The 24,433-nt window shown below is 55.9% G+C and carries 23 protein-coding genes; 18 read left to right on the top strand and 5 right to left on the bottom strand.

Annotation, left to right across the window (positions count from 1 at the left end; all coding sequences use genetic code 11):
- From JC200_RS19160 to JC200_RS19210, 11 genes are all read left to right on the top strand, one after another.
- Complete coding sequence (locus JC200_RS19160; protein ID WP_274433320.1) at window positions 1-3,534, top strand: hypothetical protein; 3,534 nt, start codon at window positions 1-3, stop codon at window positions 3,532-3,534.
- Complete coding sequence (locus JC200_RS19165) at window positions 3,531-4,304, top strand: distal tail protein Dit (protein WP_274433322.1); 774 nt, start codon at window positions 3,531-3,533, stop codon at window positions 4,302-4,304. The genes JC200_RS19160 and JC200_RS19165 overlap by 4 nt, the downstream gene beginning before the upstream one ends.
- 23 nt (window positions 4,305-4,327) lie before the next feature.
- Window positions 4,328-4,735, top strand: coding sequence for a phage tail fiber protein (locus JC200_RS19170; protein WP_274433323.1), 408 nt, complete (start codon window positions 4,328-4,330; stop codon window positions 4,733-4,735).
- A 40-nt stretch (window positions 4,736-4,775) separates the two neighbouring features.
- A complete protein-coding gene (locus JC200_RS19175; RefSeq protein WP_274433324.1) occupies window positions 4,776-7,847 on the top strand; it encodes a phage tail protein in 3,072 nt (1,023 codons plus the stop codon).
- Between the two features lie 3 nt (window positions 7,848-7,850).
- Window positions 7,851-8,618, top strand: a complete 768-nt coding sequence (locus JC200_RS19180) for an XkdW family protein (RefSeq protein WP_274433325.1) — start codon at window positions 7,851-7,853, stop codon at window positions 8,616-8,618.
- 80 nt (window positions 8,619-8,698) lie between these two features.
- The gene (locus JC200_RS19185; protein ID WP_274433326.1) at window positions 8,699-9,229 is read left to right on the top strand and encodes a hypothetical protein; all 531 of its coding nucleotides are present in this window, start codon (window positions 8,699-8,701) and stop codon (window positions 9,227-9,229) included.
- Window positions 9,230-9,233: 4 nt separating this feature from the next.
- Window positions 9,234-9,662, top strand: coding sequence for a hypothetical protein (locus JC200_RS19190; protein WP_274433327.1), 429 nt, complete (start codon window positions 9,234-9,236; stop codon window positions 9,660-9,662).
- Complete coding sequence (locus tag JC200_RS19195; protein ID WP_274433328.1) at window positions 9,637-10,113, top strand: hypothetical protein; 477 nt, start codon at window positions 9,637-9,639, stop codon at window positions 10,111-10,113. The genes JC200_RS19190 and JC200_RS19195 overlap by 26 nt, the downstream gene beginning before the upstream one ends.
- Window positions 10,103-10,600: a phospholipase D-like domain-containing protein gene (locus tag JC200_RS19200; protein WP_274433329.1), complete on the top strand. Its 498-nt coding sequence runs from the start codon at window positions 10,103-10,105 to the stop codon at window positions 10,598-10,600. The genes JC200_RS19195 and JC200_RS19200 overlap by 11 nt, the downstream gene beginning before the upstream one ends.
- 54 nt (window positions 10,601-10,654) lie before the next feature.
- A complete protein-coding gene (locus tag JC200_RS19205) occupies window positions 10,655-11,518 on the top strand; it encodes a glycoside hydrolase domain-containing protein (protein ID WP_274433330.1) in 864 nt (287 codons plus the stop codon).
- A gap of 14 nt (window positions 11,519-11,532) precedes the next feature.
- Window positions 11,533-12,063, top strand: a complete 531-nt coding sequence (locus JC200_RS19210; RefSeq protein WP_274433331.1) for a hypothetical protein — start codon at window positions 11,533-11,535, stop codon at window positions 12,061-12,063.
- A 157-nt stretch (window positions 12,064-12,220) separates the two neighbouring features.
- Here the strand turns inward: JC200_RS19210 and JC200_RS19215 are convergent, their stop codons facing one another.
- The 3 genes from JC200_RS19215 to JC200_RS19225 form a co-directional block, all read right to left on the bottom strand.
- A complete protein-coding gene (locus JC200_RS19215; RefSeq protein WP_274433332.1) occupies window positions 12,221-13,498 on the bottom strand; it encodes a putative bifunctional diguanylate cyclase/phosphodiesterase in 1,278 nt (425 codons plus the stop codon).
- Between the two features lie 1,325 nt (window positions 13,499-14,823).
- Entirely contained in the window at window positions 14,824-15,147 is a 324-nt protein-coding gene (locus tag JC200_RS19220; protein WP_274433333.1) for a hypothetical protein, read from the bottom strand.
- A gap of 163 nt (window positions 15,148-15,310) precedes the next feature.
- Window positions 15,311-16,669: a glycosyltransferase family 87 protein gene (locus tag JC200_RS19225; protein ID WP_274433334.1), complete on the bottom strand. Its 1,359-nt coding sequence runs from the start codon at window positions 16,667-16,669 to the stop codon at window positions 15,311-15,313.
- A 217-nt stretch (window positions 16,670-16,886) separates the two neighbouring features.
- On the opposite strand from JC200_RS19225, the gene JC200_RS19230 reads away from it, so the two are divergent.
- The 4 genes from JC200_RS19230 to JC200_RS19245 all read left to right on the top strand — a co-directional run bounded on the left by JC200_RS19230 (window position 16,887) and on the right by JC200_RS19245 (window position 19,936).
- Window positions 16,887-17,933 (top strand): DMT family transporter, encoded by a 1,047-nt coding sequence (locus JC200_RS19230; RefSeq protein WP_274433335.1) that lies wholly within the window; start codon window positions 16,887-16,889, stop codon window positions 17,931-17,933.
- A 21-nt stretch (window positions 17,934-17,954) separates the two neighbouring features.
- Window positions 17,955-18,356 carry a PaaI family thioesterase gene (locus tag JC200_RS19235; RefSeq protein WP_274433336.1) on the top strand — a complete coding sequence of 134 codons (402 nt, stop codon included), beginning with the start codon at window positions 17,955-17,957 and terminating at the stop codon, window positions 18,354-18,356.
- 51 nt (window positions 18,357-18,407) lie between these two features.
- Window positions 18,408-19,001 carry a class I SAM-dependent methyltransferase gene (locus JC200_RS19240; RefSeq protein WP_274433337.1) on the top strand — a complete coding sequence of 198 codons (594 nt, stop codon included), beginning with the start codon at window positions 18,408-18,410 and terminating at the stop codon, window positions 18,999-19,001.
- A gap of 386 nt (window positions 19,002-19,387) precedes the next feature.
- Window positions 19,388-19,936 (top strand): GNAT family N-acetyltransferase, encoded by a 549-nt coding sequence (locus JC200_RS19245; RefSeq protein WP_274433338.1) that lies wholly within the window; start codon window positions 19,388-19,390, stop codon window positions 19,934-19,936.
- Here JC200_RS19245 and JC200_RS19250 read toward each other — a convergent pair.
- Window positions 19,933-20,886 (bottom strand): hypothetical protein, encoded by a 954-nt coding sequence (locus tag JC200_RS19250; RefSeq protein WP_274433339.1) that lies wholly within the window; start codon window positions 20,884-20,886, stop codon window positions 19,933-19,935. The genes JC200_RS19245 and JC200_RS19250 overlap by 4 nt on opposite strands.
- A gap of 233 nt (window positions 20,887-21,119) precedes the next feature.
- On the opposite strand from JC200_RS19250, the gene JC200_RS19255 reads away from it, so the two are divergent.
- Genes JC200_RS19255 through JC200_RS19265 form a run of 3 tightly spaced genes read left to right on the top strand, consistent with a single transcriptional unit; the run spans window position 21,120 to window position 23,224 of the window.
- Complete coding sequence (locus JC200_RS19255; protein WP_274433341.1) at window positions 21,120-21,722, top strand: FMN-binding negative transcriptional regulator; 603 nt, start codon at window positions 21,120-21,122, stop codon at window positions 21,720-21,722.
- Between the two features lie 12 nt (window positions 21,723-21,734).
- Window positions 21,735-22,289 carry an MOSC domain-containing protein gene (locus JC200_RS19260; protein ID WP_274436600.1) on the top strand — a complete coding sequence of 185 codons (555 nt, stop codon included), beginning with the start codon at window positions 21,735-21,737 and terminating at the stop codon, window positions 22,287-22,289.
- Window positions 22,290-22,315: 26 nt separating this feature from the next.
- The gene (locus JC200_RS19265) at window positions 22,316-23,224 is read left to right on the top strand and encodes a GNAT family N-acetyltransferase (protein ID WP_274433342.1); all 909 of its coding nucleotides are present in this window, start codon (window positions 22,316-22,318) and stop codon (window positions 23,222-23,224) included.
- A gap of 334 nt (window positions 23,225-23,558) precedes the next feature.
- Here JC200_RS19265 and JC200_RS19270 read toward each other — a convergent pair whose 3' ends face one another.
- Entirely contained in the window at window positions 23,559-24,365 is an 807-nt protein-coding gene (locus JC200_RS19270) for a Dam family site-specific DNA-(adenine-N6)-methyltransferase (RefSeq protein WP_274433343.1), read from the bottom strand.
- Window positions 24,366-24,433: the final 68 nt, after the last annotated feature.

Here is a 24,433-nt window from a genome sequence, read left to right on the forward strand (position 1 = left end):
ATGGACGTATGGGACCTGAGAGTCAATGTGACGGGCGACGGAGAAGAGTTCCGTGCCGACATCGAAGAGGACAAGGTGAAGCTTGACGAACTCTTAGCGCTGCTGCATGACAGGGCGATCAGCATCAAAGTCGAAGACGCGGACGCGGAGATGAAACTGGAAGACATAGAACTCCGACTGGCGGACATCCAAGATGCAACCGCCGACATCCGACTGCGCGATGCAGAGGCACAGGCCACCTTGGATGCGTTTCGGGCACGGCTGGCCGAGGTACGCCGCTTCGTGGCGGACATCTACCTGGACGATGCGAACGCACAGCTGCAGGTAGATGAGCTCGCGGCGAAGCTGGAAGCTCTGCGGCGCCGGGACGTGAATGTGGAGCTGAACACCGTGGAAGCGGACGCCCAGGCGGCGGCCTTTGAGGCCAAAATGCAAGAGTTCCGGGACGCCAACGCAAAGATTGACCTCGAGGATGCCAAAGCTAAGGCTGAGCTCGACGATCTAATTGTGAAAAGAGACGAACTCGTCACCCCTCCTGCGACGATCGACGTCCATATGGATCAAGCGACGTTCGAGGAAACGAAAATCGAGATGGATGACCTCGCCGTGCGCAAGGCAACCCTTGAAGGCGAAGTGGTTATCCGGCCGGTGGTAGATAAAGCCGATTTGGCAGCGAGTGAAGCGGAGTTGGCCACACTTGCCGTCGAAGAAGAAGCAGCCACGGGCGCAGTCGGCAAAAGTGGAACGTCCGCCCTCGGCTTCCTGTCTTCGTTGTTTGGCGGGGGGAAGTCCAAAGCAGGAGGCTCCAAAAACCTGCTCGCTGCGCTGGCACAGGACTTGACGAATCCCGGCAACGCCAAGGCTGCCCAGGACATGATGGGGGGCATCACAGGGCTCATCGCAAGGCTCGCATCTGAGGCCTCCGTACTGGACTCGTCGAACAAACTCACGAACGGTCTGAGCAAGGACGCACTCTTCACCTTCCGAGAACGTCTCAGGCAGCTCGGCGAACAATTCGCAGCTATCGACATGGCGAGCCCGGGTGCCGTGGCTGCGGTCAAACGCGTTCAAGCAGAGGCGCACGCGCTGCGCGTGGATCTGGCACGTATCCCGGTCAAACTGGAGACCGCTGAATCACAGGCGACACTTAAAGGGATGAGCGATGAAGCCGCGAAACTCGAAAGCCTCTTAGGGGGAGGAACAGGCGGTGCGAACGCAGGCGGTGGCGCAGCTGCGGCCGGCGGGGCTGCCGTGTCGCCCTTGCTGCTGGCGTTGGCCCCGTTGCTTGGGATGGCTGCGCCTGGCGTTTTGACGGCTGGAATTGGGGGGCTGGGAGGACTCTTGGGCGGATTGACAGCTGCAGGCGTGGGTGGAGCGGGTCTTGCAGCAGTCAGTATCGGCAACATAAGGAGCCTGATCAGCGCATACTCCGCGCACCAGTCAGCGCTCGCATCCGCTCAAACCGCCACCAGTGCGACAACGCGTGCTGCAGACTTAAAAACTGCCGCGCAGGCATTTGCGGGATTGGACACGCAACAACTTAAGGCCGAGCAGTCACTCGCTCAATTCGTTGGGGAGTGGCATAGTTTCGAGCGCAGCTTCCAGACGCCCGTGATCAAACTATTCGTCGGTGGGCTGAAGTTAATCGAGACCCTGATGACGGACATGCGTCCGGTCATTCAAGCCGCCGCACAGGCGTTTCAGACCTTGTTGACTGACGCGGCGCACGCGCTGAACTCGCCGTTCTTCAAGTCGTTCTTTCATTTCCTGGCGTCGGAGGCGGGTCCGTCCATCGTGGCGTTCGGCCAAATCGCCGGAAACGTGTTCAAGGCCTTCGCCGGATTTCTGATGGACATGCAGCCGATGATCAGCGTAATGCTCGGAGGACTGGTGCGCATGACGGCGAGTTGGGCGAGTTTCTTTGCGACGTGGAAGGGTAGCGTCGGCTTTGAGACGTTCATGGGCTATGTCAAGAGCAACGGGTCCGCGATTATGCACCTACTCGGCGGCCTTGTGTCCTTGGTGTGGTCTCTCCTGCAGGCGGTCGATCCGATTAGTCCAGTGCTGATAAAGACGGTCGCCGACATCATCAATTGGGTGGCGTCCATGGTGAAGCTGAACCCGGTCATCATCGACACCGGGACGGTCTTTGTAGTGCTCATCAACCGGATTTTGAAGGGCTTGGACGTAGTGTTCCAGTTCCTTATGTGGCTGCAGAAGGCGCACCCTATCATCAATGATTTCGCGACAGCGATTGGGCTCGCGATTGGCGCGTTCTTCGCGCTGAGGGCTGCAGGAACTGCGCTGTTAGCTAGTCCACTCGGGATGTGGATAACGGGAATATCAATCGCGTTGATAGGTCTCCACGAAGTTGTGGCGCATTGGGGCCAGATCATGGAGTTTGTCCGAACTCACGCGGTGATGTCTCTGGCGGCTGGGATGGCGCTCCTGGACGTGGCCCTCTTCGGCCTTCGGGTTGCGTTTAATGCGCTCGTCATGTCGAAATTTGGGACGGCAATCGGTGTATACGCGCTAAATGTATCCGACGCAATAAAGGTGACTGTCGCATGGACGGCAACGCAGTGGAAAAGCATCTCAGCCGGTGTGGTAGCGGGCGCGACCTGGGTCGGCAACACGGCAAAGATCGTCGCACAGACGGTAGCGACCTACGCGGCTTCGGCAGCCACTAAGGCGTGGGAACTGGCTCAGATAGCCCTCACGGCTGTGATGGACGCCAACCCTATCAGCCTGATCATCATCGCTATAGCGGCTCTGGTGGCTGGGATCGTGGTCCTTGTGACGCACTGGAAGCAAGTCGTCGCGTGGCTCAAAGAGGCCTGGAACTGGTTTAATCATTTGCCGGGTCCGATCAAAGCGCTGATCGCCATGCTTGTCCCGTTGTGGGTCGTGGCTGGGGAGATTATCTCCCACTGGCGTCAACTTGAAACGTTCTTCACCGGCATGTGGGCGCGCATCACACAAGGCTTTCGAGCGTTTGTGGGCATCTTCCGGATGAGCTGGAGTCAGCTCGGTGCGGATATCATCAACGAGATTGCGATGCTGGGCCACCAGGCACTGACGTGGGGAGAAAACTTGGTAAACATGCTCGCGAAGGGTATTGAGAACGGCGCGCACGCTGTGGTGAAAGCTGCGGTTGGCGTGGCCAAGCAAATTAAGGCCTTCCTCGGCTTTGGTTCGCCGACCGAACTCGGTCCTGGCGCGACATCTGACCAGTGGGCACCTAACTTTATCAAGATGTATGCGGCTGGCTTTGAGGCAGGCATCCCGGTGATTCGAGCGGCTATGTCTCACGTGCTGGTACCGCCGAACGTGGAGGCGATGATGCTCGGGCGCTCGGTAGGTACGCAGGCGGCGCAAACCATCCAGCAGTACGACCAGAGGAGCTTCACCGGCGGTGATGTGCACATCCACAATCCCGTGGTGCAGTCGCGTCAGGACATTGTGCGGCTCGGGCAGCAGATGCAGAGGGTCAATAACCAACAGATGCGCTCAGTGGGGGTGAAGGCCCCGTGATCCAGGGATACGGCTTCTCATACAACGGGCAGCATTCATCCGCATTTGGCATCTACGCGAAGAAGACGACGCAGTCCATCACGCCTGCGTTGTTGGCGCAGGCCACCAGCGTACCGCGCCGACCGGGTGAGTGGTACTTCCGGACGGACATCGCTGAACGGTGGATACCAGTAGACATCGCCTATATCGCGTCTGACCTGGCGAGTTTCCGACCGGATACGCGTGCGATCGCCGCGTGGCTCTCACCTGTTAATGGGTTACAGCCACTCATTTTCGACAATGAGCCTGACAAGACGTACTACGCAGTGATGGATGACGGCATGGGCACTGGTGCCGGGACGCAGGCGACGGACATCGCACAAATCGCGACGCTTGGCACCGGTAAGATCATTTTCCGGTGCTCGGATCCCTTTGCGTACGCACAGAGTCAGTCTTCGGCGGCCTTCATAAATGACATAGCGTCACCGAGCATTCAAGGCACCTATGAAACGTATCCGGTCATCACCTTGTCTCTGACGGGGGCAGCCACTTCTATCAAAATCACGCATAGTTCTGGTGCGTTCGCGCTCGTCAATTACTCATTTGCGGCTGGGGACACCTTGACCGTTGACTGTACGCGAGCTCTCGTCACGATCAACGGCGCGACGAATATGCAGGCTCTCGACATCACGTCGGACTTCCCGGCGCTGACGCCGGGAGGTAACACACTCACCGTAAGCCCAGCAGGCGTTTCAACTGGCTCTGTCGCTTGGACGGAGCGGTATCTATAACCAATCCTTTGGAGGCGATCACATTGGCATCAGGACAAGGCAATCTCACGACGTACGGCGCAAACGCGCTGCTCAACGCGACGGTGACGATCGGGGGCGGCACTTTCTACGTGGCACTATTTACAGCAGACCCCACGACAGCAGGCGACACCACAAACGAATTGTCCGGCGGCGGCTATGCGCGGCAGCCGGTGACGTTCCCGACTGCTTCAGCCGGTTCGGTGTCCAACCCGAGTGACATCACCTTTGCACCATGGACAGGCGCGACTGAGACAGAGACGTTTATTGGCCTGATGGATGCTGCCACAGGTGGCAACATGATCGCGCGCGTCGCATCGAGTCCGTCCGAAACGCTCACCAGCGGCGCGAACGACGAAATCATCATCAAGGCGGGCACGCTGACCTTCTCCCTGGTGGCGTACAACGGCTAAAACTCCCGCGATGACATAACGGGGCGGGAGGTGAGTTTTAGTGTCAGCTACTCTATCTGTGACCAATGTCACAAGCGACAGCGCCACGCTGTCCGTGTCCGGTGCTTCCTCGGGGGCTAGTGTCGTATTTTACTGGGGTACCAGCGATGGAGGAACTTACCCGCCGGCTTGGGCGAATAAGTCATCCGTTACGGCTGATGCGAATGGCTTTGCTTCTGTGAACCTAAGCGGATTGGCGTCCTCCACCAATTATTACTCCAACGCACAGGCTGGAGGGGCGTGGGTTGTTGCGCAGGTGCCGTTCACGACACTTGCTCCGACCACGCCGAGCGACGTCTCTGGCACCTTCGTCGGTGTGGGTACACTCTCAGCACCAACGATCATTGAGGAATCAACCACGTCAGGCGGGTTCGTCGGCGTAGGTTCTCTGTCGGCAACACTAACGGAGGCTGAAGAAACGGGCGGCGGCTTCACTGGCGTGGGCAACCTCTCAGCATCCGTCACATTGCAGTCGCCGTACATCGCTGGCACATTTGTGGGTGTCGGATCGCTCATCGCATCAGCAGACCTGATTGAGCCAGCCGCAGGCGGGTTTGTTGGCGTTGGTTCTCTGTCCGCGACGCCAGATGAAGGAGAATCGACCAGCGGAGCATTCGTTGGCATCGGCACGCTGTCCGCGACCGTTGGCGTTGTGGAAAGCCCCACGGCTGCATTTGTAGGCGTTGGCAGTGTGTCTGTTCAGACAGTTGAGCGCAAACAACCGCAAAACCTCAATCTCTACATCTTCAACTCGGCAGAGGTTCTGCAGGCTGTGCTTCGCCCCGCAGATGGGGCGCCTCTCACGTCTTCAGGGCCGCTCATGTACTACTCGGCCACGCATAGTGAACAACTCTACAACGCGACGAATGCGGCGCAGTCGCAGGTGCTCGACCAGTTTGTCTTTACGGTGCCTGCCAACCATCCGGACAGCCAGTACATCACCGAGGGTGCATTTGTGGCGTATCACAGCATTGACGGAACCACAAAGCTGTTCGAGGTCACGCTCATCGAGTACGACGGTGCGGCGACACTCTATCAGGTGGCGACGTGCGAGCAAGTAGGACCGTCAGAACTGGCGACCGAATGGCTGGACAGCTTCGCCGAGACGACGAGTGCCGTGTCAGCATCTACCGCCCTATCCGGGGTGTTGAACGGGACGCGCTGGGGTGCGGGAACTGTGACGGTTACGACCACGCAGACGTTCACCCTAGTCCGCATGTCGGTAGCCGCGGCACTCTCACAACTCGTGCAACTCTACGGAGGCGAGTTGTCCTTCCGCGTGACCATCAGCGGTAACGCAATCACCGGGCGCTACGTGGACTGGATACCACAGCGCGGTAGCGTGACCGGCAAGCGGTTCGAATATGGTAAAGACCTCGAGTCTGTCACGCGCACGGTGGACATCACAAAGTTGTTTACTGCGGTGTATGGATATGGCTCGACGAACTACACGACGAATGTCCCGCTCGATTTCTCGTCAGTGACGTGGTCGACTGGCAACGGAGATCCGGTGGACAAGCCAAGCGGTCAGTTGTGGGTGGAGGACCCGAACGCGCTGGCTCTCTATGGCTACGCAGGTGGTACGCGCAACCGATTCACGGCCTATACCGACAGCAACCAGACGATAGCCGCTGACTTGCTCCAAGAGGCCTGGGACTACCTGCAGACCATCAATGCGCCGGCTGTGACGTACCAAATGACAACGGTGGACTTGGAACAGGTAGCGGGTTACGCACACGAGGCCGTGCGGCTCGGCGATACGGTCAATGTCATCGACACAGAGATGTCGCCACCTCTGCGCCAGTCCATGCGTGTGGTGCAACTCGACCGGGACTTACTGGACCCGCTCAATACACAGGTTACACTCGGCGTCATCCTGCCGGCACCAGTACAGACGGCGTCGCAGGCTCTGACGGCGCTTGAAAACGCGTCTGCAGCACGCGCTCAAGCTGCGCAAGCTACAACAGCAGCCACGAGTGCAACCACGACGGCCACTTCCGCTCTTTCGTCCGCTACCACAGCAATCAGCACGGCTACCAGTGCAGCTGCCACAGCCAGCACGGCGTTGCAACCGGGAAGTACCATCGACACCTCGTGGCTGAACGGCATCATCAGCGCCGACCAGAACGCGCTCCAGTCTGCGGGCGGCTATGTCACGGTGGACAGTAACGGAATCACCATTCTTAACGCCTCCACGTATGCGAACGCCACGCAGGCGCTTCGGTTGGCTGGCGGCATCTTCGGGATCAGCGACCAGAAGGACGGCGCGGGCGGGTGGACGTTCACCACTTTCGGCACCGGTGCAGGGTTCGACGCTTCGCAGGTCAATACAGGGACGTTGGATGCGGCGATTGTGAACGTGACGAACATGAATGCGTCCAACATCACGACGGGCGACCTGAACCTCGGCGGTCCTAATCAGATGAACTTCACGATGTGGGACCTGAACGGGCAAGGGAACGGGTATGAGTTGTTCGCCATGAACCAGAACGGCGTCTACTTCACCAACAGTCCAGGGCTGACGACGACGTTCACCTACGCCGCCACAGCGCAGACGACAACAGCCGGGCACAGTCTGAACCAAGGCGACATGGAAATGACCGGGGTGCTTTGGCTCGGCGCAGGCGGAAACGGCTATCTGAGAGGCGACACGTCGTTGCATCTTATCTCGACGTCGGTTGGCCCGCATTTCATGATTCAACAGGCGTCTGGCAACTCAGACGCAGCGTTGATACCGACATCGAACAACACGAACGTCGTGGGGGAGAGCGGCGTCGCATTGCGTGCAATGTATTCGTACTCGTACGTCAACGCATCTTCCGGTGCGTGGAAGGAAGCTGTACGTGCTCACAACATTGCGGAGTCGATCAAGGTCATTCATGACTTGGCCCTGCAGGATTACGTCATCAGAGGTGAGACGCGGCAACGAGTGGGCCTGATCGCGGAAGACTCGCCAGTTGAGGTGCAGAGCGAGGACGGTCACGGCATCGACCTCTACGCAGTGATCGCGCATCTGGTTGGAGCGGTGCAAGACCTACAAGCCAAAGTCTACAAACTGGGGGGGGGAAACTAGCACATGGATATTGTCCAAGCGGTACAGAACCACTACCCGGACATGGTGCTTGGCGTCGGCTTTGTGGTCGGCAACGACGCATACGGCAACCAGGTCATCACATACTGGGACACCACCATGCATCCGTTGCCAAGCCAGACAGATCTCGCAGACTGGTGGACGGCGTACCTGCAAACGACGCAGAACGGTGTCATTGGGGCAGCTGTCACGGCTGTGCTCGCCACGGGATTCACGTCCACAACTGCCGGCGGAAAGGTGTTTCCAATGGATGTGTTTGCTGTCGCGATGCTCGCAGGCGAATATGCGTATCTGCAGGCGAACTCTACCGCGACTCCTAAGAGCCTGCGGGCGCTTGACGGTAGCGTGTGGTCCCCGACTCAAACTGAGTTCTTCTCATTCAGCGCGGAGCTACGGACATTCCTGGCGACCATCGAAGACAAGCAATGGGCGAAGGAAGCGCTGATTGCCACGGTGTCAGACGCCGTCATTCCGACCGTCATCTGGGGCGCCCCAACAGTTCCGCAAGGGTTGACGGCTACACCAGGTGCGAGTGCCGGTACTGCATCGCTTGCGTGGACAGCGAACCCCGACACGGACCTCGCGTCCTACAACGTGTACCAGGATGGCACGAAGGTCGGGAATGTCGCGACGAACTCGGACAGCCTCACAGGCCTCACGTCGGGCACGCAGTACACCTTCGCAGTGACCGCCGTGGACACTTCCGGTGGCGAGTCGGCGCAATCTACGGCAGTTGCAATCGTAGCTCCTTAAGCGTCGCTACCAACCCAACCATGCTACACGATGGACTCGACAGAGGTCGGGTCCGTTTTTCATGTGAGGAGGTGGATTGGGTGTCAGAGTTTCTGTGCAAGCCGGGCGACTTAATCTTCTATTTCCACGCCGACAACGTGGGAGAAGCGCTCATCCAGGCGGGCGAAGAGTTGGAAGAACGCAGCAACGGTCCATGGCCGTGGCACATCGCGGTGGCGCTCGGGCCGTGGACGAAAGTTGAGGCAGACGGAAAGGAGACGGCGATTCACCCGATTGTGTACCACGACTGCGTTATCTGTCGACCGCCGTACCCTAACCGTCACGGGCTGAACAACGCGCTGGATTGGGCACGCAGGCAACGTGGTCGCCTTTACGGTTGGTTCGGCATCATCGACCAGGGGTTGCGGGACATCTCGGGCGGTCGTCTGCACCTGCCGCGATGGTTCGTGACGTGGACCGACAAGCTGATGCCGTACTGCTCGACGCTCGCACAGTCCATCGCCTGGCGTGCTGGATGGCGTGCGGTAAAGGCATACCCGCCTCCGAGTCCGGCAGACATGTGGAAGGCAGCCAAGAAGTACGTCGTGCATGTCTGCCCGAAGGGAGCGTGACAGAGTGGCGGGAGACACGTTCCTGCAAGAGGACATCAACATAGCGCACGAGGTGGGGCGCCTGCGCGGAGACGTGGACGGTCTGCTCGGTTGGAAGACGGTGTTTGAGGATCGCATAGACGAATCTATTCAAAAGCTGCACGGGCGAGTGGATGCAGTGGATGCGAATGTAGACCGAAAGTTTGACGACATGCACGACTACATCAACGAGCGCATGGACGGTCTGCATGAGAAGTTCGACAAGGTAATTGAGTCCAACGAGCAGGCCAAAGTCGCGGCGTTGGAGCGAGCGCAACAGGACGCAGCTGCGGCTCAGGCCGAGGCCGAAAGTCGGCTACCTAGATGGAGCAAGTGGTTCATCGGCATTCTAATCACTTGTGTTTTAACGACAGCGGGGTGGGTGGTCGATGCAGCGATTCACGCTCATCTCTAAACGCGTTCTCTATCCGTTCTATTGGCCGTTTATCGAGACGGAGTGGGACCGGCAGATAATCTTCACCTTCACGAAGTGGTTCGGTGGCGTGCCGGGTTTCAAGCAGCAGGTCTTGCTCATCCTTGGGTGGGCGACGGTCGACCTGGCGTTCCCGAAGTTCGACCCTCACATGCTGGCACTTATGGCCTTCCTAACTATCTACTCGGGCGGCACGCAACCGGGACTTGCCATTGGGAACGAGCAGTCCATGGGAATGTTGGTTCAGTTGCTGAAGAACAACACGGACCAACTCAAGGCGATGTGGAGCGTCATCAAAGAGCTGCAGCGGATGCGCGTAGAGGACAGGCAGCTGTTGAACCGCATTCTCGAGGCGCTGGTAGACGATAACCGTGAAGCCGCCGTGAATGCGGCAAGAGCGGCCATGAAACGAGGTGAAGACATTGGCAGTTGAGGCTGGCATTAAAGTCACAACGTTCTTTAGTCCAGACGACGACACCCAGAACGTGTTTCTGTCATTCATCCAGGGCGCAAAATCGCATCTGCGAATTGCCATCTACGGCATGCATCTACCACCTCTGATCGCGGATTTGATAAGCCTGCATGACAAAGGCGTAGATGTGGCTCTCGTCATCGACCATACGCAGGCTCGCGGAACATACGAGCGTCCGGAAGTAGAGCAACTGCTGACGGCTGGCATACCGCTCCTGGAGGGAACGTCCGAGAAGCATCACATCATGCACCACAAGTTCGCGGTGCGTGATAAGACTGACGTGCTCAGCGGCAGTTGGAACTTCAGCGAGTCAGCCAGTCTCGAGTCCAACTATTTTGATGTCATAGAGTCACCGCAGCGCGCGGCCATGTTTTTGTCCAAGTGGCAGGAGATGTGGGACTGGATCCAGACGCACGAAGAGAACGAACAGGAGGCGCTGGTCAAATGATTGACGCAGTCATGGCGTTCTATCTCTTGGCGCAGATGGAGGGAGGGAAAGACATTGCAACGCATCGCACAAGCTGTTGACCGCTATACGCCGTTTTGGGCAGCTGACTGTAAAGCACTCAAAGCCGCAGGGTATGAGGCCGTTGTCTATCTGGGCGCAAAGACGCATGGGTGGACAAAAGCGGTGACGCCCGAAGAACTCCAGGTGTATCTCCATGCAGACCTGCGCGTCATCTTTAACTGGGAAGGCCTGAGCAACTATCGCGGCTACTTTTCTGCAGCACAAGGCAGGCAGGATGCGCTCGACACGCTGACTGAGTTGGAGTGGCTCGGCGTACATCCGGACCCGTCGATCGCGGTCTATTATTCCGTCGACTACGACGCATGCAAGACAGCGGACTTCCTTGTGGTCGACGAGTACTTCCAAGCCATCAAGGAGGTACTCAACGGCAAGTTTGCGGTGGGGGTCTATGGCGGCATCAGCATCGTCAACTACCTCATGCTGTCACCTGACGCGAAGGGGCGACCGGACCATGTCTGGCAGACGCTCGCGTGGTCGAATGGGGTAATCAGTCCACACGCGGCGATGTACCAGTCCGCGGTCGATACCTGGGTGGCGCATCTGCAGGTCGACCTCGACGAGATTTACAGTGACCCGGGTTGGTACCCGAGCACGGGAGGTGAGGATATGCAAACAACCAAAGTGAAGGTCAACGGCGCGGAATTCCCAGCGGTCGTGTATGACGGGAGCACCTACATTCTGTGGACTGAGGACAGACAGATCCCTGGCTTTCAGATGAAGAACGTAAACGGCGAGTGGAACTTCTCGTTTGACAAGACGGTACCCACCACGCCCAGCACCATCACGTCTGCTGATATTCACCTCGCGGACGGTTCTACCACAACTCTTAAACCTTAAAGGAGGCAATCCCTATGCAGTGGACAGGCACGGATTGGACGGTAGTTGCTTCAGTTGGCGCAGCTCTGGTAGCGAAGGTGGCGGCAGATTGGAAGTGGCTCAGAAAGAAGAAACCGAAGCTGGCGCAGGATGCAGCTACGCTCGTCGCAGACAAGGTGCCGAATGGCATTGGCGTTGCGCTCGATGACGCTGGCAAACTGGTGCGCGGCCTCATGGAGTCGCCGTGGTTCGCGAGCGAGGCAGCTACAGGGAAGGTGGAGTTGCATCATATCACGGACCGACTGCTTCAAAGCACGCTTGCGCAGGAGATTGCGAAGGTACTTGCGGCATCTGGTAAGTCTTGGGCTGACATGAGTGAGACAGAAAAGGGCGCACTAATTACCACGGTCCAAGCGGGACTGCATAAGGTCGGTATCACCGTCACCAGCCCACAAGTTACGGCAGTCGTGCAAGTCGTGGAAGATGGGATCGCGGCCGTGCAACCAGTGATGGCAAGCGCGGCGAAACTAGCTGCAACCATCACACAACCAGTGGCGGCACCCTGAGCATTCAACGACGGCGTTTCCGGTACTCCTAGTATGGGGACGACAACACATCACCGGACCCATCATATTTAGACGTCCACTATGTCTTGATCAATGTGGAAAACGTCGCAAAACCCGCAGACGACTCCGGCTGCGGGTTTTGCGTCATGAGGTAATATCACAAATAGTCGATCGCGACTTTGTTCGCTGTGATAGGGCGACTAAATAGGTATCCTTGGTACTGGTCACAGCGCTCTTCGCTGACGACAGCGAGTTGCTGCTGGTGTTCAACACCCTCGGCAAGCACAGTGAGAGAAAATGAGTGGGCAAGGTGCACGAGGGCAGAAAAGAGCGAGCGGTCCGCAACACTGCTGTGAATGTCCCTTACAAATGTCCGGTCAATTTTTACAGTGTCAATCGGAAGTTGCCGCAAAACCCCTAGAGAATTGTATCCGTTTCCGAAATCATCTAGCATCACGCAAATTCCGCGTTGCCTTAGTTGCGTCAGTTTATCTCGAACTTCTCTTTCGTTCTTCATTAACGACGTTTCAGTGACCTCAATACAAATCAAAGATGTGTCGATGTTGTAGTCGGCAATTACCGACAGGAACGTCTCTACGAAGTCCGGTTGCGCTAGTTCTATTTGAGACACATTCACGCCAATCGGCAGGATAGTTTTGTTTGTTCTCTTCCACTCATTCAATTGGATACAGACAGTCTGAAGTACAAGTGCCCCTATCTTGACAATCAGTCCACTATCCTCGGCAATCGGTATGAATTCTGACGGTGGGATCACGCCGAGAGTTGGGTGTTGCCATCGAATGAGCGCTTCCAGGGAATCCACCCGGTTGGTTTCAACGTTTACCTGAGGCTGAAATTCTAGGAATAGCTGGTCCTGTTCGTACACAGCTCGTCGCAAGTCATTTTGCAGCCGGAAAGTCGAGTAAAGCTTCTCCTGTAAGGCCTCCATGTGAATGTGCCATCGATTCTTCCCGTCTCGCTTCGCCTCATACATCGCGAGGTCAGCACTCCTCATCACAGACGACACCGTTTCTCCACTCACAGGGCACAGCGCAATGCCGATGCTGGCAGTCAAATAGAATTCATATCCGTTCCATGTAATCTTCTCCTGAAGTCGCTCGAGTAGTAGGTCAGCTGCTTGGACAGCTTCTTCGGTTGAAGAAACCGGGATCATAACTAAAAACTCATCTCCACCAAGCCGTGCAGCGACTTCTCCCATACCGAGAAGATGGCAGATGCGTCCGGCAGCAATTTTCAAAACCTCATCGCCAACATCGTGTCCGAGTGAGTCATTGACTTCCTTGAACCTGTCCAGGTCTATCAGGAGAACTGCCATTGAGTCGCCCGAGCGAATGCTATCGGACAAAAGTTCTTTCATCTTGATGTATGCTAGTCGGCGGTTAGGCAGCCCGGTCAACTCGTCATGGTGGGCCATTTTCCACATGTCTTGGTGTAGCCGTGATTGCTTATGAAACTGTCTAGATACGTACCAATACAATAATGGTGTGGTGACCGCCAGAAGCCATGCAGAATGTACTACGTGTTCAAGAGCCCTGCGGGAATGCCACGCGGTACCAAATATATAGTTACCTAACCACTCGTAGACGACTACCTCGAAAACTATTTCTATCAATAGGAGACCCGCAAACATCTTAAATTGCCCTATGAAGTCGTTCGTCCATGACCTGGTCACAACGTGCTCTCCTCTCAATTCGACAACGATTGACAGAAGTCTAGCACAGTCGCGGTCGGTGCATTCGATTGCGGACGAGGGTAATGGGATAAAATTTTCACCCTAGTCAAGGAATAGGAAACAATTATAAGCTGAGCGCATTTAATGCCATGGGACTTTTTCCAACAGTGGATTCTGATGGGTACATGAGCTCTATTCCATCTGAGTCGCGATTTCAAGGTCTGTGTTCTTTGTTCTTCCACATCACATTTCGTTAGACTCTCGTCATGAGTACATCATGCAGTGCCAGAATCCTAATATTAGTGATCGCTGGGCTGCCAGCATACTCACCCATGTAGCAGTCGTCCGCACTCCCACGAACTTTTGGTTTAGTTCAATGGACAGATAGAGATGATGTAGAATATGCTTTGGAAGCGTTGAATGGGTGGTAGGGGTGACAGGGGTTCGTGGATGACTATAGATACATAGCTGGGAGCAGTCCGACGTTCTTTTGTGTGGCTGGGCACATTTGTCCTAGAAGTGAAGCGTGCAAAATATTTTCGACCGTTTATCATGTTGCGAGCGACGCAATCATTCCCTATGGAGTTTGTAAGATCCATGAAGACGACTCGAGACAATCGATGAACGACAGCTCAGTTTAGGACAAAAGTCCTATAGACACTCTAGCCGTGCCGTATCATTATGTTTCTATAGATAAATATTCCAGTTTCAAAATACTATCGGGGTAGGGGTATGTGATGGCAACAGACCAAGTCTGGTGCTTGTTTCGTTCTATGCTTGTGCAAGCATCTGAGTGTAAGTGGCACTTCACAACAGGGTATCGCAGAGTCGGGGACGTGGATTACCCTCTTGGGATGTGCAATTCAATCCGCGAATGCCCTTATATTGAGTTGAGTTCAAAGTGTCCCGAACGCAGAATGAACCCCGCAGGAGTTTCTCCCAATAGTCGAAAGCCAACTGTCGATTGAAGTCGTCCGGTATCCCCAGCACCAGGATCGAAAGCTAGTCGAAATGAAAAGTCTCCGGTTTGAATACTGTCAATGCGACGACGTCGTGGGATGCGTGGTCTATTCAATGAAGCAAGCGAATGCCAGCCACCACCACCACCAGCCGCCGTACCAACCGCCGTAGCCAGGGGCGCCGCGTCCGTAACCGCGCCCGTAGCCTCCGTAGCCGGACCAAGCTGCGAGTGCGATGTCGAGTTTACTGGTGTCGTCTGTTTCACCTGCCGTGGAGTGGCTCGTGAGCCCGACCGGAGCATACTGGCGCGGCATACGCACAAGCACCGCTCGCTGATTGACAGACTCAACGATTCCGCGGTGTACGCCCCATCGAGTTTGAAATCGGACCCACTGTCCCATGGCCTGTGAACAATCATCTCGGGAACACATTCACCGTCGCCCTCCCTTCAAGTTGACTTGTTTCAGGGTATTCGGCGAGACGAGCGACAGTGGCGGTATTTGGCCATACCTACGCATCCAATCAGCAGAACTACCGACACGAACCCATACACTGCATGGCTGGAGTGTGTATGTGACTGCAAGGAGTGGTCGGCTACTCAGTGCGAAGCTTCCGCATCGCCGCACGCGGCCATTGAACAAACCACTGGATGATAGCGGCGGCGTAGGTGGGGATGAATTCTATCGGCATGTACGGGAAAAACTCCCGGGGCGTCAATGAACCAAGAGTTTGAATGGACACGGAAAGGTAGAAAACGGATAAGTCGCCCGCGAGCGCTGCGAAGGGAATTAAAGGTATCGGATACCAAGGTCGGAGCATCGGTGATGACAAGAGGAAAGTCATGCCGAGGATAGTGACCTTCTGTTCAAACGTCAACGCGCGTCCACGCTTGGATAGCATATAGGTCCAAGCGAGCAACTCCATCACAGCCAAGATGACCGTCGCCCCGTGGCGTGTGTGTTGTATAAAGTGCCGCACTGGGAAGTAGAGACTTTCGTCAAAGAACAGGTCCTTATGATAGAACGCGAATACATGGCCGTGCCCCAGCAGCATAAAGGGTGCGAAACCAGCGACTAAGGTGACGCCTCCGCTCGCGATCATTAGAGTGTTTGGCTTTTTCTGCCCCCAGCGCCAGAATGCTGGGATAAGAACGATCGGCCATAGTTTAATCAGCGTCGCGAGGCCAATGGCTATGCCTACAACCAGCGGCCTGTCTTCGAGCCACATCCACCAAGCCAGCAGCAGCCACGGAACTGCGAAGGTGTCTACGTGTGAGGCTCCAATCAACTCGTTGATGACAGGGGGAAACAGGGCAAACAACGCAAACGCGAAGATATCCTTGCGCTGCAGTCCGTGCGGTCGCGCCCGCTTTTTTAGAACGATGAGGTACAAGACGAGAGAGATGCACTGGTTGGCAAACGCGATGGTGCGGTAGGGCCACAGAGCCCCATCCTTAATCGCCGCTGCTGCAACGAAGTAGATCTGACTGAGGGGCGGATAGGCGTCTGGTGTGGTCTTCCAACCCACGAGTGGCCAATAGCGGAAGTTACGGTATGCGTCTAGCACTGGGGAGAGTGGGACGGCCCGATAGGGGCTGACACCGTGGACGAGTAGATGCCCGTCCCACAAATAGCGATAGGTGTCTAAAGACAGTGTGAGGGGTCTGGAAATCACCCACAGGCTTACGCAAAACGAAATGACCCCAATCACGATGAGTTGCAGTTTCACCGACTTGAGTGCAGGCAACTGCAGGCAGAAGACAACGCACAACACAATCGCTAGGGTGAGGGGGAGAATATACGTCGAGAGCGCGACGTGTGATTGGTAGGTGGATGTGGTCGGAACCATGCCAATTCCAAGTGCCACTGCTCGCGAATAGGCATATCCGTAACTCGCGATATACGCGGCACCTGTCAAAAACAAAAGGAATATTCTAATTGGCTGCCTCATCATCTGTACTTTGAACCCCCAGGTAGCACGACTGTGTAGTGAAGCGTCGGTATGTAGCGTTGGCACGAGTCGGACGGCTGTGCCTATCCACAGACGTCGTCATCATACACCTCACTATAGACGAAGCAAAAGGGTAATCTGTTCGATCCCGGAGATGGACATCCATCGTCTGTGCACCTGTGGTATGTTGGACAGTAAGAAGGAGGGGACTTGGATCGACGTGACCACATCCACGCACGAAGGACGAGGGCAAGGAGACGAAACTCGTAAGTTGGGTTCGTCGATTTTGCTGGGACTCCTGTCATCACTCTTTTTCGCCGTGACATTTGTCCTCAACCAGCGCATGGCGCAGGCGGGGGGGAGTTGGCAGTGGAGTGCCTCCCTGCGTTACCTGTTCATGTTCCCAATGCTGCTTGTCGTGGTGTCTGTTCGCGGGACACTGCCGATTGTTGTGCGAGAGTTGGCACGTGCACCCATCCGCTGGTTGATTTGGAGCACAGTTGGTTTCGGATTGTTTTACATCCCGCTTTGCGTCAGTGCGAAGTATGCGCCTTCTTGGCTGGTAGCCGCGACTTGGCAGTTTACCATTGTCGCTGGTTCTCTTTTATCGCCCCTGTTTCGCCAGTCGAATGGTCACCCTGCTCCAGGACAGAGACATCGCATTCCGGTACGGGGACTTTTGATGTCTTTGGTGATTTTGGGCGGCATTGTGCTTGTTGAATTGGGACATACGAGTACAGTCAGTGCGCGTGTGTTGTGGCTGACACTAGTACTCATGGGGGTCGGCACGTTCGCTTATCCGCTTGGAAACCGCAAAATGATGGAGGTCTGCGGTAATCGGTTAGCTGCTCTTGAGCGCGTGTTTGGGATGACCTTGGCAAGCTTGCCCCTGTGGCTCGTTCTGTCTGTGTATGGCCTCCTGCGGACAGGACCGCCGACCCAAGCACAGGTCGTTCAGTGCGTAGTGGTTGCGCTCTCTTCTGGCGTCATCGCGACGGCGTTGTTTTTTGCCGCGACTGACCGGACGCGAGGGGATGTCCGTCACTTGGCCGTCGTTGAAGCGACTCAATCCGGTGAAGTTGTGTTCACAGTGTTGCTTGGGCTCCTGTTCACCAATACACACATGCCGTCATGGCTGTCCGTTTGCGGTATCATTCTAATTGTCCTTGGTATGGTCGGTCATAGCCTCTTTTCCAGGCGAAACCTATCGAAAGGTGGTAAGTACGGACAAGGCCACGGCGTAACGGGCTCGAATTCGGTGCAGTAGAGAGAAAAGGGGGGCGGCAGAGTGAGTTTTATAGAACAGCCGTTGGACGGATTTTTGGGCTTTACATATGAACGCGTAAGTTCCAGTCGAGTCAACGTCCGCTTGACTTTGCAACCACTTCACATGAACAGTGTCGGCGTTGTGCATGGTGGAATTATCTCTACACTTGCGGACGTCGCCATGTCTAATCTCGTAGAGTCAGACGAGGGCGTACAACGGGCTGTCACGATTGACCTCCATACTACCTATTTGCAGCCCGCGCGCGGACACCAGCTCGTTGCAGAAGCGCAAGTGGCGAAACAGGGCAAGACGTTGTTGTATGCTGACTGTCTTGTGTATGATGATGAATGGCAACTTGTGGCGAAGTCATCCGGGACGTTTTTTATGCGCGCAGCTACCTTCGTTCCAGAGCCAACCTTGTAACGCACATCCTTTTCGGATTGTGACGGAAAATTTGAAGGAGGGTCTGATGACATGACGCCACATCACTCAGATGGTCATCCACATCGCTTTGATCCCGCAAACAAGCACGTACTCGACTCTGCGGAGCGTCGACAAGCGCTGCCGCCAGAAGCAACACTCTCGTCAATCCCGGTTGGGCCACACGATACAGTGGTAGACCTGGGGGCCGGTACTGGGTATTTTTCCATTCCAGCTGCTGCGATGACGAACGAAACTGTGCACGCGGTCGATGTCTCGACAGAAATGCTGGATGAGTTGAAGCAGCGCCAAGATGCGGCTGGGGTTAAGAACATTGAACTCGTTCAGGGTACCATTGAAAACGTTCCACTCGATGACCAGCTAGCCGATGTCGTGATAGCGTCACTCGTCCTACATGAGGTGGAGCCGCTTGAACAAGGGATTCAAGAGATCCACCGTCTGTTGAAACAAGGTGGCAAATTGCTGTGCATTGACTGGGAAGCTGTAGACAGCCCGATGGGGCCTCCGCTTCACATTCGCATTGCCAGTGACAAAATGAGCGCCGCTCTTGAGTCGCAGGGTTTCTCCATCACCGCTCGGCACGTTCCGGCTCCGGCCCTATACACGTTGGTCGCTGAAAAACTGTAGTGCACCACATGGCCTCGAGTCAACGACTGCGAGCCGTACAGAAAAAAAGGGACCGCCGAGTCATCGGCGGCCTTAGTTATATTCAAAAGGGGGTCAAGGTGAAAAGGTCAGATTCAGCTGGCTGAGAGGCCCAACAATTAGTTTGTTAAGTACTACTTGTCCTTACATGGTTCTCACCCCTGACGTTTGAATTGCTGGCGGCCCCGGCCTGCGCCGGCCAGCACTGATGGCCCCAATTGCCACCCCGCCTGAGACATAGGTTACTCGACGTAGCTTGAATTTTGCTTAAAAGCATAGACAATGTTTTGGACAGCGTCAGACACGAGTTCCGTCGACGGTAGCGTTCACAGTTGCGATTCAGAAGCCCTGATGTGGAGGTCGATCACATGTTCTACCACAAAGTAGACGACGAAATTCATCTGAAATTGCTGGAACTGCGAGACGCAGAGCAGGTGTTTGGCCTCATTGACGCCGGCAGGTCCTACTTGCGGGAGTGGCTGCCGTGGGTGGATGCGAGCGTCTCTGCCGAGCAGACTCGGGAATTCATCTCGATGACACTGCAGCAGTTCGCATCGAACCACGGGTTTCAGGCCGGAATTACTTATCAGGGACAGTTGGCCGGCGTGATTGGCTTCCACCACGTCAATTGGGAGCACAACCAGGTGTCGATTGGCTACTGGTTAGGCGAGGACTTTCAGAGGCGTGGCATTATGACTCGCGCCTGCCGCGCGATGGTCAATATCGCCTTCTGGGAGTACGGCTTACATCGGATCGAGATTCGTGCGGGCGTCGGGAATCAAAAGAGCCGTGCCATTCCGGAACGGCTCGGGTTTACCTTGGAAGGCGTATGTCGCCAGGTGGAGCGCCACTCAAGCGGTTATATCGATCACGCAGTTTACGGCTTGCTCGCACAGGAGTGGAAGGGTCGTCGCTAGTTTCCCTGACTCCGGAATTGGGACGTCAGCGTGCTCTGCAGGGCGGGGGCGGAGCCACTGTTCAGCGTCGTTCCATGAATCGTCAATGTCCCGAAATACGGAGAAAACGTGGCACTGATAACTGTCCCGTTTTGCTCGTAAAATTTGGCCACGATGTTGACCAGCGGTGTCGTGATTGCAGTACCTCCAGCCTGGACAGACGGTGTTTCTACCTGCAGCGAGTTGATTTCGGAGATGACGTTGGCGATTAACTTTGCGTCTGTCATGGTCTTGGTCGTTTTGCCTTCGGTCAACACTACCCGTACTACATCTGTCGGGAGGTAGGAGTTCTTCGGACGGGGCGGCACAACGATGTAAGAGGCCATCAGTTTGAACACAGTGTCTCCGGATTGACGTTGAGCGAGGAAACCCACGTTGATCTCGGGAAACTGCGTCGGATTGCCGGGAATGGTCTTGTGCTTGGTAAAGTCAAAGTACTCTGATGTCGTTTTACCGTACTTGCTGGAACTGCCTTGGACGCCAATCGAGTACCCTAATCTGCCGAGTTGCTGCTTGTACCAGTTCAAAATTTTCGTCTGGGAGTTCTTTGAACGAAAGTATACGATTCCATCGACAAGGTCTGCGTCCATTGCTCTACCCACGTCTCCAATGCCGGAGACAGGCGCGGTGCTCACAGCACCGGGATAGATGGGCAAGTAGACCTGAACCCCTTTTGACGGAGGATGGACGTTTGAGAAACTACGCCCGACAAGCGGGTCAGGTTTTAGCGGAATTTCAATGGCTGGTGACGAACTGTTTTGAAAAAAAGTGACCGTATTGGCGGGGCGAACTCCGGCAGCGGGGGCGACTACGGTCGTTCCTACGGAATGAGTCTGGTTGTCCGTCGCTCCGCAACCACTGAGTGCCACAGTGAGCAATCCCGGGATGGCAAAAAACACGGCCTTCTTCATCTGAATCCACCTCCTAGTGCTTCAGACGAAGCGTAGTGGCTCGTTGTTGCACCTGTGTTGAAACATTCGCCAACGTTGTATGCGCGGCACCTCGTTTGTCTGGGCAGTTGACGCACGCCGTGCAAATTGGGCAGATGGCTTGACAGCCGTATCGAGTCATTCCCCGCTTTGATAAGATGAAGTTGGATGACTGTCCGGCACGTCAAGATTTGAGGGAGCGCGAGGTGGCGTCGGTGTACATACCAAAGTCATTTGCGATGAGCGAAGCCAGAATGAAGGAATTTATCGAAATCCACAGTTTTGGGTTGTTGATGAGTCAGCACGAAGGGCAACAGTGCGGAACACATTTACCGTTTCTGTTCGACAATGATGGAGGCGCTTTATACGGTCACGTAGCCAAAGCGAATCCGCAGTGGCAGGACATCGACGGGCAGGACGTCATGGCCGTGTTTTCTGGTGCACACAGTTACATTTCCCCTTCGTGGTACGGGATTGGCGAGTCGGTTCCCACGTGGAACTACGTGGCGGTGCACGTGTACGGGACTTGTCACGTGATGAACGATGTGGAGGAACTCGCGGCGGTTCTGGAGCGGATGGTGCGCTTTTACGACCCTGACTCGCCGGTATCGAGCGAGTCCGGAGAACCGTATTTTCGGCGCATGACACAAGCCATCGTGGGGTTCCGGATTGACATCGCGCGCATGGAAGGCGCCGCAAAGTTGAGCCAGAACAAGCCGGCTGAGGTACGAGAGCGCGTCATCGACCAACTGCAGCAGGCCGACGACTCTGATGCACAAACGATTGCTCGCTGGATGACGCAGGACTGGAACAAGTAGGAGGTGGGGCAAATCGCGCAGTCACATTCGTGTACTGTCGAAGCAGTGCTCATTGCCAATCAGGCAGAAAGCTTCATCACAAGCCGTCTGCCGCAGATTGACGTTACATACGGCGGCATTGCAGGCGACCGCCACTTCGGTCTGACGAAGCGAGCTGGTGTTCGCGAGTCGATGTACCCGCGTGGGATGGAGATTTTCAACCGTCGGCAGATCACGGTCGTGTCGATGGAAGAGTGTGCAGCCGTGGCTGAGGCCCTTGGCGTGCCAGAGATTCGACCAGAGTGGCTCGGCGCAAACGTTGTCGTCAGAGGCTTCCCGGACCTCACTCGACTGTCAAACGGAAGCCGCATTCTGTTCCCAAGCGGCGCGGGGCTCCTCTGTGAAGGAGAAAACCAACCCTGCCGCTATCCTGGCGACGTAATCCAGTCGCACTACCCGGACGTTGCGAAGCTGTCTGCACGCTTCGTGCAACACGCGCAAAGACGCCGTGGCATCATTTGCATCGTGGAACGTCCCGGGGCAATCGCGGCTGGCGAAGAGGCGACAGTGACAGTCTACGAAGATTGATGAATGGAAGGGAATGCTAGGCCACCGTGATCGACAGTCGACAAGAATTCACCTTTGCTAAGCTGGGCGAGCACGACCGAGCGGACTTGCAGCAACTTGCGGAGCGGGTCGGTTGGCACTTTGCGGACGAACAGGTTGCGCTGTTGATGGCTGCAGGTACGGTCTACGGCCTTCATGCTGCCGGCGCCGGCAGGCGGGAACTTATCGGAGCGTCCGCAATCTATCCGTACGGCCGCAACCTCGCGTCACTCGGAATTGTCATGGTCAGCCCGGAACACCAGCGTCAAGGCATTGGCACCGCTGTTGTTCGCCGCTGTCTTGCTGACGTGGACCCGCAGGCGCACGTGATGCTCATCGCCACACCGCAGGGTAGACCTGTCTATGAATCCCTCGGCTTTCGCATCGTAGAACAGGTTCACCGGTATGAACTTGATCTCGCATCTGTAGCGGATGGCCGACGCTCGCATGTCGCGACCGCTCTGCGGCAGGATGACCTGGCAGCTGTCGTCGCGCTCGACGAGACAGCGTCTGGTGGGAGGCGCGAGGCTGCGTATCAGGCGCTATGGCAAATTGCGCGGATTGGCGTTGCGGTGCGAGATGACGGTGGCCATGTGCGTGGCTTCACATTCGCCCTGCGCGGGACTGACCGCTGGCTGATGGGTCCGGTCATCGCGGACAGTGTCCACATGGCTGCCGAACTGGTTCAAGCCGTTGTGGAGAGACTGCACACGGAGGCCTTCGCCTGCAAACCTGAGCTTACCGGCGGAGGAACTGTCCGTCTCGACGTGCCAGGTCAGCAGGCGGAGTTTCAGGCGAGCCTGCAGGGGTTGGGGTTTCAGGAGACGCGCCAGTCGCCAGTAATGAGTTTCGGCGGCAAGACGCTGCCGGGCCACCGTGACCGGATGTTTGCCATGATTGACCCTGCATTAGGTTGAATGTGTCCGGCATGGAACGATTGACCACTGTGCCTCAGGGACGTGACGGAACCCGTCATCGACCGAGGTCTGAATCGCGAAGTGCCACCTACTGAGCGAGCTACGCTGCTGTCTTTCAACTCGACGGCTTTTTCGCTCTTTATGATTTTTGTGTTTCCACTGTTTGGGTTGGTTGCAAATCGTCTCGGCGTGTTACGGACTGCGGAAATCACGAGCATTGCCGGGGCGGTGACAATCCTGTTGTCTGCTAGTTGGTGGTACTTTGCGAGACGCGAGGCAATGCTCTCGCAGAGAAAGTTGATGTATCGTGAGCGTGCAGAGGTCCCGGCGCTGTTCAGGCGCCGGGAAAGAGCGCCAATAGCTCCTTAGCTTTGCCGCGGTGGTCACCGTCACAACTGATAAACCGCTGTACGTCAAATGAAGTGACGACTGCACCTTGGTAGACTTTGCGCGTAAATTCGTTGTCGTGGTTGGAGATGACGACTGGGACGCCGCGAGCTGCCGTTTCGGCGGCAACTCGCGCAAGGCGGACCTGTTCGGACTGAGAGAACCCGTCCGAGTTGTAGCCCGTAAAGTTGGCCGTTGCCGACAGAGGCACGTATGGCGGGTCGCAGTAAATCACGTCTCCAGGGCGGGCTCCTCGCATTACCACTTCAAAATCTATGGAGGAAAATTCAGCGGTTTGTGACTTGTGGTAGAACATCATCATTTCCTCGTATGGGAAATACGTTTTCTTGTATCGACCGAACGGCACGTTAAATCCGCCTATTTTGTTGTATCGACACAGCCCGTTGTACCCGTGTCGGTTCAAGTACAGAAAGAGTGCCGCCTTGCGGAAAGGGTCGACCGACGAGTTGAATTCTTCGCGCAAGGCATAATACGCATCGGCGTTATTGAACTCATTTCCAAACAGGCCTTTACACTCATCAATAAAGGTCGGTCCGTATTGTTTAAGCGTTACAAATACATGAATCAGGTCGGGGTTCGAGTCATTAATGACATTGTCTTGGTAGTCTGTGTTGAGAAACACGGCTGCAGCCCCAGCAAACGGTTCAATCAACCGATCCGCGGGTGGGAGCAGAGCGCGGATTTTTTCAATTAGGCGGTACTTGTTTCCGGCCCACTTCAGGAATGGTTTCATGTTTGCCTCCATTGTAAACTCTGGTCTATGATTCGACGGGAAAGGGGAAAATCCCTTGCCGCTGTTCG

The organism is Alicyclobacillus sp. ALC3, from assembly GCF_028751195.1.
Lineage (GTDB): Bacteria > Bacillota > Bacilli > Alicyclobacillales > Alicyclobacillaceae > Alicyclobacillus_L.

Coding starts and splice junctions, on each gene's coding strand:
- JC200_RS19160 (WP_274433320.1), top strand. CDS start 1: ATGGACGTATGGGACCTGAGAGTCAATGTGACGGGCGACGGAGAAGAG.
- JC200_RS19180 (WP_274433325.1), top strand. CDS start 7,851: ATGGATATTGTCCAAGCGGTACAGAACCACTACCCGGACATGGTGCTT.
- JC200_RS19195 (WP_274433328.1), top strand. CDS start 9,637: ATGCAGCGATTCACGCTCATCTCTAAACGCGTTCTCTATCCGTTCTAT.
- JC200_RS19210 (WP_274433331.1), top strand. CDS start 11,533: ATGCAGTGGACAGGCACGGATTGGACGGTAGTTGCTTCAGTTGGCGCA.
- JC200_RS19215 (WP_274433332.1), bottom strand. CDS start 13,498: ATGGCCCACCATGACGAGTTGACCGGGCTGCCTAACCGCCGACTAGCA.
- JC200_RS19220 (WP_274433333.1), bottom strand. CDS start 15,147: ATGTGTTCCCGAGATGATTGTTCACAGGCCATGGGACAGTGGGTCCGA.
- JC200_RS19225 (WP_274433334.1), bottom strand. CDS start 16,669: ATGATGAGGCAGCCAATTAGAATATTCCTTTTGTTTTTGACAGGTGCC.
- JC200_RS19240 (WP_274433337.1), top strand. CDS start 18,408: ATGACGCCACATCACTCAGATGGTCATCCACATCGCTTTGATCCCGCA.
- JC200_RS19245 (WP_274433338.1), top strand. CDS start 19,388: ATGTTCTACCACAAAGTAGACGACGAAATTCATCTGAAATTGCTGGAA.
- JC200_RS19250 (WP_274433339.1), bottom strand. CDS start 20,886: ATGAAGAAGGCCGTGTTTTTTGCCATCCCGGGATTGCTCACTGTGGCA.
- JC200_RS19270 (WP_274433343.1), bottom strand. CDS start 24,365: ATGAAACCATTCCTGAAGTGGGCCGGAAACAAGTACCGCCTAATTGAA.